The following is a 12,916-nucleotide window of genomic DNA, read 5'->3' on the forward strand; positions in this document are numbered from 1 at the left end:
TTTTATTATGCATGGCGAGAGAAGCGTATGACATCATTAGTAGATAAGTTAGTTCCAGAGTCGGTAAAAAAACTCATACCTTATCAATCGGCTAGACGTATTGCGCGTGGCATGACCAATAAACAAGAGCATCTATGGCTGAATGCCAATGAATTAGAAACATGTTGTCAGTATGGTGATGAGAAACAGGGAGTAAATAGCCATTATAATCGCTATCCAGATTTCTTACCGTTTGATATCGCAACAGCTTACCGTGGTTATTGTGAACAATTTCACTTAAATAGTGAGAACGAACTCAGTGATAACGTTGAGATCATGGCGGTGCGAGGCGCAGATGAAGCGATTGATTTATTAGTACGTACTTTTTGTCAGCCGGGTAATGATCAAATTCTAGTTTGTCCGCCAACTTATGGTATGTATGAGTTTTGTGCCGATTCAATGGGCGTGAAAACGGCAGTCGTGCCATTGACGTCTGAGTTTCAACTTAACCTACCTAAAATTGAAGCTGAGCTTGAAAGTACTAGTATTGTATTTTTATGTTCCCCGAATAACCCAACGGGTAATGCGCTACACCAGCAAGACTTATTCACTTTACTTGAACGTACTAAAAATCAATCGCTAGTTGTAGTCGATGAGGCTTATATTGAATTTGCACCACAGACTAGTGTGTTGCATTTAATGGAACAATATCCGCATTTAATCGTGATTCGTACCTTATCAAAAGCATTTGGTTTAGCGGCAATTCGCGTGGGGTTTTTAATTGCCGATCAAAGCGTGATGAGTTACGTCGCTCGTTTAATTGCGCCATATCCAATTGCCGACCCAAGTGCCGAGATTGCATTAAAAGCGCTAGATTCCGCTGGTTTAATGCAGATGCAAGCACAAACCGATCATTTAATCGAAATACGAGATTGGTTTAGCCATGAAGTGAATCAACTATCAATCGTGGATAAAGTCTACCCATCGTGTACCAATTTTGTTCTCATTCGCTTTAAAGGCAGCAATAACTTTTACGAATACCTGCTTAATAAGGGGATTGTGGCTCGTAGCCCTGCTAATGAGTCGACGGTGAAAGGATGCGTTAGAATTTCAATTGGCTCTGCCAGCAGTATGAAGAAAACACTACAAGTGCTAAAAGAATATAAATAATAAAAGGATTTATGATGAAAAAATTAATCACGCTTGCGGCGGTATGCTGCGCAATGATAGTCGGAACGGTTCATGCTGCGGATAAAAAAGTAGTGCGTCTTGCTTCGGATTTTACCTACCCACCTTTTAATTATAAAAATGAAGATGGCGAGCCAACCGGGTTTGATATTGAAATTGCTGAAGCTCTGTGTAAAGAAGCCAATTTTAAATGTGTTTGGATTTCTCAAGATTGGGATGGCTTAATTCCTGCGTTACTTGCTAGAAAAGCTGATGTGATCATGGCGTCAATGCGCATTACCGAAGAACGTAAAAAGCGTGTTTTGTTTACCAACAAGTACTATCAAACGCCAGCTCGTTTTGTAGCTAAAAGCGATGCGGGCTACAACATGGATAAAGCAGGCTTAACCGGTAAAAATATCGGTGTTCAACTAGGCACCATTCATGATAACTACGTCACCGAGAAGTTTGGAGATGTGGCGAATATCAAACGCTATAAAGGGCAAGATGAAGTGTATCTTGATTTGGATAGTGGCCGTTTAGATGTCGCCTTTAGTAATGCTGATCAGCTGCAATTAGCCTTTCTTGATAAGCCACTTGGTAAAGGGTTTGAATTAGCCGGAGAGCCAGTAACAGATAAAGCATATGTAGGCGAGGGCACGGCTTTAGCATTACGTAAGCAAGATAAGCAATTAGCAGAGGCGTTTAATAAAGCGATTGCAGAAATCCGCGCCAATGGCACCTACGATAAGATTGCCGCTCAGTACTTTAACTTTGATATTTATGGTGACTAGCCCCAAGGATTAATTCTCAAATCTACCTCATTAGTGTGATTGGTATAAACAAAAAACGATGCTTCTATAGTCATCGTTTTTTGTATTAATGAAGCTTGTTGGAATTGGTTTAGAACGGACTATCTTTTTGAAGTTCACCACAAATATCAACAATAGCCAGTGATAGACCAGACTTGATCACTTGTTGCTGACGTTGAAGTTGCATCCGGTAAAAGTTTAGGTCGATATCACCATCGGGTTCGGTAATATTCAACGGAACCATTGTCATTTTTTCTATGAGATTAAGTGACTTAATACTGCTTATGATGAACGGGTCGGTAAATTCATATTCGGAGCCATCATTATTGAGTTTATTACGTAGAATAATGAGGTTTTCAATATCGTGATAGATTGCATCAGGTAATACGCCTAATCCAAACAATAGTTTTAAGCGAACCGCTAGATCGCCGAGAGGACCAGAATCTTGCAATAAAGGTCCGACAACGGATTGCACAGCAAAGTTATCCTTACGAAAAATACGTTTAATGAGAGCATCAATAGACTTATCAAGTATCTCTACGGTTTGGATAAAAAAACCTCTTACCGTGGGTGCTTGGTTTAATCGTTCCAAGATCTCTGTTTCGTTTAATTTTTCGCTCATTAGACTATCTAAGTTAGGAGGGGCCGGAAAGCCCCCGTGATGATTAGAATTAAAGTTGCAAGTAAAGACTTTCGATTTTTTGTACTTCGATACTGTTTTCATTAAGTCCGGTATAATGTGCTAATGTTTTTTTAATTCCTTGATCTTTGATTGATTTTTGTAATTCAATTGCTTGAGGGTCGTTATCATTACGATATTTACAAGCTGCTGCAACTCCTTTCAATAAAGTTGTGTTTTCTGTTCCATATTCGATGGTGCCAAGTAGAGGCTTTATTAAGCGATCATTGGCGCTTAATTTACGAATAGGTTGTCGGCCAACTCGATCAACTTCATCAACCAAGTAAGGGTTAGCAAAACGGTCTAATATTTTTTGGATGTAAGCTCCATGCGTTTCACGATCAAATTGGTAGCGCTGAATTAATACTTCGCCACTTTCGTGCATCGCTTGTTTTACATCAAAGTAAATCTCAGGATCTTCAATGGCTTCACGAATCGTACGATGGCCTTTTAAGCAACCTAAATACGCAGTGATACAATGTCCAGTATTGAGTGTGAATAGTTTACGTTCCACAAAAGCCATTAGGTTATTGGTTTTTTCCATTCCTGCGATATCAGGAATTTCACCTTTAAATTGGGTTTCATCGACAATCCATTCGCTGAAGCTTTCTACTGTGACTTCTAGTGGATCATCATTGTCGGCTTCTGCTGGTGGAACAATACGATCCACAGCAGAGTCAACAAAACCAATTAATCTTTCAACTTCATCTTGAAGATCAGGAGATAAATATTTATATACCTCATCTTTTAGGTGTGTTGTTCCTCTAACCATGTTTTCACAAGCAATAATATTTAGAGGGTTTTTGTTGCCAGTTTCTAAACGCTTAGTGATGCCAGTGGCAATAGTTTTTGCAATAATATCTAAAACGTTAGGACCCACAGCTGTGGTCACAAGATCTGTATGGATAATGCGATCAATTATATCATCGCTAGCAGAATTAACAGCTGTCACATTCGTGACTGTGTCAACTTGGCATTTAGAACCAACGACCTTAACTTTATATTCTTTCTTTTGACTGATTTGCTCAATTAGTGGGGCATTAACATCCGCAAAGGTAACTTGTATACCTGCATCTGCAAGTAATTTACCAATAAAGCCTCGACCGATATTACCAGCACCAAAGTGAACTGCATTTTTCATAATAAATTCCTACGATAAAATAACGCTTGTTAGGATGAGGTCAGGTTAATAGGGACACGCTGACCTCAAATCATATAGAGTTATGCCACTTAATTACCTTGTAAGATTTCCAATACTTCTTCGACATTCGATGTCGTTGTTAATCTTTCAATGGCATCAGGATCATCTAATGCGTTGGTAATGGCAGTAATAACTTGAATATGTTCATCATTCTTAGCCGCAATACCAATGACAAGCTTGGCAATATCATCTTCATCCTCACCAAATTGAATACCTTCAGGGTATTGGCAAATGATAATACCAGTTTTAATGACACGGTCTTTAGCTTCAACAGTACCATGTGGAACCGCTATGGATTCGCCGAGATAAGTCGGAACCATTTTTTCACGTTCAAACATGGCATCAACATATTCAGGTTCGGCATAACCAAGTTCAACAAGTTGATTACCAGCATAGCGAATGGCTTCTTCTTTTGTGCTAGCTGACAAACCTAAATGAACGTTTTTAGCCTCAATATTGAATACAGAAGTGGGCTCATTTTCCACTTGATCTTCTACTGCATTCGCAATGTTTTCCGTTGGAACATTATTAGTATTATTGGTTTGCTGTTCAGCTAATAAAGCTGACACTAATTGATTATATGTTTCACTATCTAAGAAGTTAGTTAATGAAATATGGTAAGCATTAGGGACTTGTTTACGAGCACGGTCAGTTAGATCTCTATGAGTGATAACGATATCAACACCTTCAGGTAAACTATTGATAGCCATGTTCGTAACGTCAATATTTAGACCTGCTTCTTGAACTTTCTTACGAAGCAATCCTGCACCCATTGCACTTGAGCCCATTCCAGCATCACAAGCGACAATAATCTTATTAACATCCGCCATATTAATTTGGTCATTTTGGATTGCCGTCGTGCTTTGACCTTTTGATGAAGCTTTCATGTTCTTCATATCAGCCGTGGCTTTTTCAAGAGCTGATTCATCACCATCTTCTTCTGTTTCTCGTTGTGATTTCATTAGCAGTGTTGCCACAATAAATGAGACCGCTGTCGCTGAGAAGATAGAGCACAATACACCAACCATTGAGCTCTTAGGTGCCATTAATAGAATGGCGAAAATTGAGCCAGGAGAAGCAGGAGATACAATACCCGCATCAAAGATAGTCAGAACAAATACCCCCGTCATACCACCGGCAATAGCGGCTAAAATTAGACGTGGATTCATCAAGATATATGGGAAATAAATCTCATGGATACCGCCAAAGAAGTGGATGATAGAGGCGCCGCCAGCTGTTTGTTTTGCCGTACCTTTGCCGAAGAACATGTAAGCTAAAAGAATGCCTAAACCAGGACCTGGGTTAGATTCAATTAGGAAGAAAATAGATTGACCTGTTTCGGATGCTTGTTGAATACCTAGTGGTGAGAAAATACCGTGGTTGATGGCATTATTTAAGAATAAGATTTTTGCAGGTTCAACAAAAACAGAAGTAAGGGGAAGTAGGTGAGCATTAACTAAAAAGTGAACGCCTGAAGCTAAAACGCTTGATAGCACTTTTACAAAAGGACCAATCAACATGAAGGCAATGATTGCGCAAACCATACCAATAATGCCGGCTGAGAAGTTGTTAACCAACATTTCAAAGCCACTTTTAACTTTACCTTCTACGCGTTTATCAAAGGTTTTAATTGCCCAGCCGCCCATCGGACCAACAATCATTGCTCCCATAAACATTGGAATATCGGTTCCAACGATGACACCCATTGTTGTGATGGCACCGACTACTGCGCCACGCTCACCACCGACAAGCTTACCACCGGTATAACCTATCAATAAGGGAAGCAGGTAAGTAATCATCGGGCCAACCATAGAAGCTAAGGTCTCGTTTGGAAACCAGCCAGTTGGAATAAATAAGGCAGTAATAAAGCCCCATGCGATGAACGCACCTATGTTGGGCATAACCATGTTAGAGAGGAAACGACCAAAATTTTGTATCTTGATCTTAGCATCAGGTGATATCATAACGACTCCCGTTTGATGTTCTTAATTATTTTGTTGTTGTAAACGGTTCGCGAAAACCGCATTGATTGTTAGTACATAATCAATTTACCACACAAATTAATTAATGAACTGATAACGCTTTTTTTGTGATCAGTATCTCTATTAGGTGTCGTTTTTTTAATTTTTATGCGATCTGCATAGCAAAATTTGATTGTAATTTTATTACAAAATACAAAGCAAGCATTTTTAATAAAACATGGCGTGATATAGATCACGTTTTTGTGGTGTCTGGTGGTGATATTTATTGTGATCAACATCACTAAATTTAACTTATTATGACTAAGTCCAATATTAATAGTGATCTTTGTCACACATGCTTAATTAATTCAATGTATGAAATAATTCGTGCTATGAATGCCTCAGTTGCCTGTAATTTAGTGACACAACATTTAGTGTGAAAATCTAGTGTTTATCGATTTATTTAAGACAAAAAAATCCCTGCTATAAGGGGAAAGCAGGGAGTGGCTTATTATATCCCTTACGGGCTGATGCGAATCAGAAGCACAATCTATATGAGCGTGAAATGACTCATTAATATTGATGAAACTTGCCGGATTGGTAATCATTGATCGCTTGGTTTATTTCATTCATTGTATTCATAACAAATGGGCCGTAGTGCACGACAGGTTCATTGATTGGTTCACCGGTAAAAATCAGCAAACCGCTATCGCTATTGGCGCACAACCTTATTTCATCTAGCCCTTCACCTTGCTCACTCGAAGCCGACAGTATCGCAAAGTCTGATTGTTTTAATGCTTTACCCGAAACGGTTACTGCGCCTTTATACACATAGATCATGGCATTATGTTGGCTCGGAATCGTTAATGATATTTCACTGTTTTCTTTAGCTTTCCAGTCAGCAACGCTAGCCGGTACACCGGTATCTGTCAGTGGGCCTTTGAGTGCTTCATTATTTATTGTTAAATCTCCCGTTAATAGGCGCAGTAAGTTGCCTTCAGAAAATCGCTTCTCAGTGATTGTTTCCGGCTGAAAGTCAAAGTACTTCGCTGGTTGCATTTTGTCGCGAGCCGGCTGATTTATCCAAATTTGAAAACCATGCAATTGACCTTCTTCCATAATTGGCATTTCACTGTGGATTACACCTTGTCCTGCTGCCATCCATTGAGCACCACCGCTGCGCAATTCACCGACATTACCCATATGATCTTTGTGCTGAAAATGCCCATTTATCATATAAGTCAATGTTTCAATACCACGGTGAGGATGAGGAGGGAATCCACCTACATAGTCTTTTTGATCGTCAGCTTTTAATTCATCCATCATTAGAAATGGCGAAAAGTGCTTGTTATTAAAGCCTGCAACTCGTTGGATTTTCACCCCATCTCCATCGGAGGTAGGTTGAGATTGCATAACTAAGCGAACTTCACGAGATTGAGTTTGAGACATAACGACCTAAGGGCTTAATGAATAATGAATGAGTTAATTTTAGTGCAGAAGTGGTCAGCGGTTGAGTATAAGAAATGCATCAACTTGTTCGAAAAAGTTGAATAAGAGTGGGGGAGTGTTACTTTTTAGTTGCGGTGTGCTGATCAGAATTGTGTAAGAGTTTTCACATTTCCTTCACGTTTGTTGATGCAAGATGATGTCATTGAAAGGGCGAAAAGCACTTTAACCAGTTTTAGTAAGGGGATTTTGATGAAAAAATTATTATTAGTATGTGCATTGAGTTTTGCCACAGCACCAGTATTAGCAGAAAATCATCTTGTGACGGCAGATGGAGCACCTGTTGCCCAGCAAAGTAAAGGCGGCTTTCAGGGGCCAACTAAATCAAAACGTATTATTCGAGATGTAATCAGCGCTTTAAATGCGAGTGATGATACTAAGGTTGAGCTAACCGGTAATTTAACCATGTCTTTAGGTGATGAAGATTACATGTTCCAAGATGCAACCGGTGAGATTTCGGTGGAGATCGATGATGATCTTTGGTTTGGCCGTACTGTGACACCAGAAAATACCATCATTATACGCGGTGAAGTGGAAAAAGATTGGAATAATACGTCTATTGATGCGGATTCATTGGAAGTGGTTCAATAAGCTTTTGCTTGATGTAACGTAAAGCTCAAAGTGAGAATGGAGCGAGTTCAAGTGACATTGTGTCAAGGTTGTATGTTCAACATAATGCCTTTATGAATGAGCATAATAGTTCATCATTAAGAACAACCGATACCCCATTGAAGCTACCTTCTTTGGGGTATTTTTTACTTTTAATGAACAGTAATGGTGCACGAATCAAAATAAGATCGGTAAATTAATTATTTTTACCATTTAAAACAATTGTTTATAGTTGCCTTGTGATTTGGCATGAAATTCGCTTATTTATAATCAATGAATAACATTTGATATTCAGAAAACCTGATTCGCAACAGGCAAAGACGCCTCTTAGATTTGGATTCACTTTGGTGATGACGATCTAAGAGGCGTTTTTCGTTTTGTATCCGAATTATTTCAGGGGTTCTGACCGAGAGGGCCTATTATGGTAAAGAAAAGTATGGCAAAGGAATGCATTAAATCAGCTTGTCCGTATTGTGGCGTGGGGTGTGGCGTAGAAATCAATCATAAAAACCAGATTGTAGGCGATCAAGCACACCCAGCTAATAAAGGCGCTTTGTGTGTTAAAGGCTCGGCATTGGCAGAAAGTTTGGACATGCCATCTCGCTTACTCTATCCAAGAATAAACGATGAGCAGATCGAGTGGTCAAATGCGATTGAGAACATTGCAGACAAATTGCACCGCACCATCGAAAAATATGGCCCTCAAGCCGTCGGCATGTATGTCTCCGGTCAGCTATTAACCGAAGACTACTATGTTGCCAATAAGCTGATGAAAGGCTTTGTTGGTAGTGCCAATATCGATACCAACTCACGTTTATGCATGTCTTCAGCGGTGGCCGCTCACGTTCGCGCTTTTGGGGAAGATATCGTGCCTGTCAGTTATGAAGATCTTGATCATACTGATCTCATTGTGATTGTTGGGGCCAATACTGCCTGGACACATCCGATTTTATTTCGTCGAATTCAACAAGCCAGAGAAGCCAATCCAAATGTGAAACTAGTGGTGATCGATCCCCGTAAAACCATTACCGCAGAGCAAGCCGACTTACACTTACAAATTGAAAATGACGGAGATGTGCCGTTATTTAATGGGTTATTGCATTACCTTATTCAACATGGTGCAACTCAAGAATCATTTATCGAACAATATGTGAATGGATTTGACGAACTTAAAGCTTCCTTATCTGAACAAAGTCATTCGATTGATGCGATTAGCCAACAACTGAAACTCGATCCGGTATTCGTTAAAACCTTCTATCAATGGTTTTCGCAATCACCGACCGCAATGACGCTTTTTTGCCAAGGGGTCAATCAATCAGAATCAGGTACTGACAAAGCCAACTGCATCATTAATGCGCATTTAGTGACGGGGAAAATTGGCACGCAAGGCAGTGGGCCATTTTCAATTACGGGGCAACCTAATGCGATGGGGGGGCGTGAAGTCGGTGGACTTGCTAATCAATTGGCTGTACACCGTGGTTTTGATCAGGAATCGATTCAGCAGGTTGAACAATTTTGGCAAGCACCGAATATTGCGACCGCTCCCGGCTTAAAAGCTATTGATTTGTTTAACGCGGTTGAGCAAGGTGAGATCAAATTTTTGTGGATCATTGCAACGAATCCTGCCGTTTCTATGCCGAACTCTGAGCAAGTCAGACGTGCTTTAAAAGGATGTGATTATGTCGTGGTATCCGATATTACCTCTCATACCGACACTGCTCAATTTGCCGATGTGCTTTTACCCGCGGCCGGTTGGGGAGAAAAACAAGGCATGGTCACCAACTCAGAGCGTTGCTTAACCAGACAACGACTATTTGCCACACCGCCGGGAGAGGCAAAACCTGATTGGTGGATGCTAGCCGAAGTGGGTAAAGCTTTATGCCAAAAGCTTGGTGTTTTCGAAAAGCATAGCGTGACATCGGGCTTTGAGTTTGAATCTGCGGCGGATGTGTTTCGGGAATATGCGGCATTGTCTGGTATCAACCGAGACAGCCCTTTTAAATTCGATTTATCCAGCTTGAGCCAACTGAGTGATGAAGAATATGCCAATTGGCAACCGCAAGCTTGGCCTTTAAATGGTCAGCCTGTATTGCAAGATAAGCAAAGCCCAGCCAATCAGACTCAAGCATTGTCTTTCCCAACGGCCAATGGCAAAGCGAACTTGGTGCTTGCTGATGAGGTCAACATCGCTCATCACAGTGAAAATACTTGGTGGATGAATAGTGGTCGCCAACGAGACCAATGGCATACCATGACTCGTACCGGACACATCAGTCATCTGGCTGCCAGTGAAGTGGAGCCGACGCTTTATCTCAATCCGATTGCCGCAGAGCAAGCTCAATTGCAAACGGGAACACTGGTTCGAATCCAAAACCCCAACCGTTCTGCTAACAATGTAACGAATAGCAATGCAACGAATAGCAATGAAGCGGATATTAATAAGACAGTTCTTAATAAAAATAGCTTAATCGCTCGTTTAGCGGTTGATGCAGGGTTAACCCAATCTCAAGCCTTCATGTCGATGCATTGGGCAGGAAAGTTTGGAGGGCAAAGCCAAGTTAATGCTAGTTTAGCAAGCCTCGCCGATCCGCATTCAGGACAGCCAGCGTTTAAATCGCAACGGGTGAATATTACTGCCTTGCCAGTCAGTCATTATGGTTTATCAATTGGGTTGGATTTGAGTGATGATGAGCAATCGCAAACCCATTGGCCTTATAAAAGTTTGCAACATGTAGACTTTAATCAAACGCGTTCTAATACCTTGTATCAACGAGGGGTATGGCGATTTGCTGATACTCACGCGATCACTAAGTCGGACATTCAACGCTTAGTTCAACAACAATATCCCAATAGTCAGTACTTGGTGTTAGACCAACAAGATTCATGGCTAGTTGTGATTTTAGTGTCTAAAACGGTGATTGGAATAGTGATGATTTCAAGCCAGCCGATCGAACTGCAAGCCGTATCCTTGCAACCTTTTATTCGCGAAAAATTTAATCTAGGTGGCTTGTTATCTGTACTCAGCGCCAAAGGCGGACAAGTGAGTAAATTGGTGTGCAGCTGTTTTCGAGTGACTGAGCAAGACATTCTCGATCAGCTTGAGCAAGCACCGAATATGGGGTTAAGAGAACTGCAAAACATATTAAGTTGTGGCAAAAATTGCGGCTCTTGTCTTCCAGAAGTCAAAGGCTACTTATCTCAATCGATTGATGTGGTTTCGATAACCCAATAACCCTTAGAATGACACAAGGAAGTGTACGATGAACAATCAAATTATAAAGCATACTCGTAAAGTGAGTCGCGTTGTCGAAGGATTTGAACCACCGCAAGACATTCACCATTTAACAATGAACAAGGCTCAACCATCCGGGGAAAATAAAAAGGGCAAGGTACTATTGGTAGGTGCGGGGCCAAACGATCCTGAGCTGTTGACTATTAAAGCCTATCAAGCGATTCAAAAAGCCGATGTGATAGTGTTTGACCGTTTAGTGGGCCATGAAGTTTTAGATTTGATCCCAGAGCATTGTGAGCAAATTTATGTTGGTAAACGTTGTGGCCAACCGAGTTTGAAGCAAGACGAAATTAACCAGATTTTGATTGAACAAGCCGAGCAAGGCAAGCAAGTGGTTCGTTTGAAAGGTGGCGATCCGTTTATCTTTGGTCGTGGTGGTGAGGAGGCTTTAGCTTTAATTGCACAAGGGATTCAATATGATGTGATCCCCGGTATTACCGCCGCGATAGGTTGCGCCGCTTCTGCAAAAATTCCTCTGACTCATCGTAGTGTTTCTCGTAGTGTGACCTTAGTGACCGGGCGCATTATGGAAGGGGCATTTAACTCATGGTCAGGTTTGGTGAGTTCAGGGCAAACTGTGGTCTTTTATATGGGACTTGAGCAAGCAGACTCAATTCAACAAGGTCTACTATCTTCTGGTTTAGCCTCAAACACGTCAGTCGCGGTTATCGGTAATGGATGCAGTGCCAAAGAAACAACGTATATCACAACGTTAGATGAACTCCCTATGTTGGCTATCCGTTTGAAAGGGCTAACACCGGCGCTGATTGTGGTGGGGGAAGTGGTTGCCTTACGTGATGAGTTAATGGCAGAACTAAAAGAAAACGCACGCCTACCACTTTAGGGTTATTTTGTTGTTTTGTAAGCAGTTTTTTATGTGATGGGCATGTATGTTGCTTTGTATTAAAGAGTGATATTTAGACTATTGCAAGGATGCAACGTCATGGCTCAATCTTTATTTGATTCCGAATCTTTATTAATTACCAAAAACACCCCATTGATTATCTGCTGTGATCGTACTGAGCAGCAGGTAAAATTGTGCGCTCAACTGGCACAAGATTTTGAAGATATTACCGTCTGCGCTTTAAAGCAGCTTCCTGAACGAGTGCTAAACCAACCTAATGCTTGTTTGATCATGGCTTGGCAAAAGCCTTGTGCTGAGCTTGTGTGTGCTATTGAATTTTCCGATAAAAAATCAATCCCTCTTTTACTGTTAACTCAACAACTTAATCACGATGATGCTCATTACCTTGTTGGGTCAAATAGCTATGCATTATTATCTACTTCAACGGAAGGAAGTCTGTTGGGATGGGTTCAATACGCCAAAAATGTGCGATTAAATGCGATCAAACAAACTCAAGTAATTCAAAAATTAAACCAAAAGTTAGAAGACCGAAAATATGTCGATCAAGCTAAAGGATTGCTAATGAAACTGCATCATTTAGATGAACAGCAAGCCTATCAAGCCCTTCGTACATCGGCGATGAAGAATAGCCAAACCTTAGGCCAAGTGGCTAAAAACCTGATTGCCACATTAGAAAACATTAATCTCTAAGGAAAAGCATTAGCCTTTAATAGTAGATCTATTTTTTGTATGGATATAACGAGTGCAAACTTGCACCATAAAAAATCAAAACGGATGATGATTTATTCGAATATAAGCTAACTCACTGAAATACTTAAATACAAAAAGTTGGCATGGAAATTGGA

At 40.6% G+C, this 12,916-nt stretch carries 10 protein-coding genes; 6 read left to right on the plus strand and 4 right to left on the minus strand.

The annotated features are described in order from the left end of the window. Nucleotides 1-27: 27 nt before the first annotated feature. Both hisC and ACE3G9_RS00840 read left to right on the plus strand, forming a co-directional pair. Entirely contained in the window at nt 28-1,149 is a 1,122-nt protein-coding gene (hisC, locus tag ACE3G9_RS00835; protein ID WP_449218180.1) for a histidinol-phosphate transaminase, read from the plus strand. Nucleotides 1,150-1,163: 14 nt separating this feature from the next. Beyond that, the gene (locus tag ACE3G9_RS00840; RefSeq protein ID WP_449218181.1) at nt 1,164-1,940 is read left to right on the plus strand and encodes an ABC transporter substrate-binding protein; all 777 of its coding nucleotides are present in this window, start codon (nt 1,164-1,166) and stop codon (nt 1,938-1,940) included. A gap of 109 nt (nt 1,941-2,049) precedes the next feature. On the opposite strand, the gene ACE3G9_RS00845 is transcribed toward ACE3G9_RS00840, so the two are convergent. The 4 genes from ACE3G9_RS00845 to ACE3G9_RS00860 form a co-directional block, all read right to left on the minus strand. Continuing rightward, entirely contained in the window at nt 2,050-2,580 is a 531-nt protein-coding gene (locus ACE3G9_RS00845; RefSeq protein ID WP_449218182.1) for an MltR family transcriptional regulator, read from the minus strand. A gap of 49 nt (nt 2,581-2,629) precedes the next feature. Further along, the gene (locus tag ACE3G9_RS00850) at nt 2,630-3,778 is read right to left on the minus strand and encodes a mannitol-1-phosphate 5-dehydrogenase (protein ID WP_449218183.1); all 1,149 of its coding nucleotides are present in this window, start codon (nt 3,776-3,778) and stop codon (nt 2,630-2,632) included. 89 nt (nt 3,779-3,867) lie between these two features. Next, entirely contained in the window at nt 3,868-5,802 is a 1,935-nt protein-coding gene (locus ACE3G9_RS00855; RefSeq protein WP_449218184.1) for a PTS mannitol transporter subunit IICBA, read from the minus strand. Nucleotides 5,803-6,372: 570 nt separating this feature from the next. Further along, complete coding sequence (locus ACE3G9_RS00860; RefSeq protein ID WP_449218185.1) at nt 6,373-7,248, minus strand: pirin family protein; 876 nt, start codon at nt 7,246-7,248, stop codon at nt 6,373-6,375. A 249-nt stretch (nt 7,249-7,497) separates the two neighbouring features. Here ACE3G9_RS00860 and ACE3G9_RS00865 point away from each other — a divergent pair, with 249 nt between their 5' ends. The 4 genes from ACE3G9_RS00865 (at nt 7,498) to ACE3G9_RS00880 (ending at nt 12,761) form a co-directional block, all read left to right on the plus strand. After that, nucleotides 7,498-7,896, plus strand: a complete 399-nt coding sequence (locus ACE3G9_RS00865; protein WP_449218186.1) for a YgiW/YdeI family stress tolerance OB fold protein — start codon at nt 7,498-7,500, stop codon at nt 7,894-7,896. A 454-nt stretch (nt 7,897-8,350) separates the two neighbouring features. After that, the gene (locus ACE3G9_RS00870) at nt 8,351-11,146 is read left to right on the plus strand and encodes a molybdopterin-dependent oxidoreductase (protein ID WP_449218187.1); all 2,796 of its coding nucleotides are present in this window, start codon (nt 8,351-8,353) and stop codon (nt 11,144-11,146) included. A gap of 28 nt (nt 11,147-11,174) precedes the next feature. Further along, on the plus strand, nt 11,175-12,050 hold the full coding sequence (cobA, locus tag ACE3G9_RS00875) for a uroporphyrinogen-III C-methyltransferase (RefSeq protein ID WP_449218188.1): 876 nt from the start codon (nt 11,175-11,177) through the stop codon (nt 12,048-12,050). 99 nt (nt 12,051-12,149) lie between these two features. Next, complete coding sequence (locus tag ACE3G9_RS00880; RefSeq protein ID WP_417880465.1) at nt 12,150-12,761, plus strand: ANTAR domain-containing response regulator; 612 nt, start codon at nt 12,150-12,152, stop codon at nt 12,759-12,761. Nucleotides 12,762-12,916 lie beyond the last annotated feature (155 nt).

The organism is Vibrio sp. E150_018, assembly GCF_053544035.1.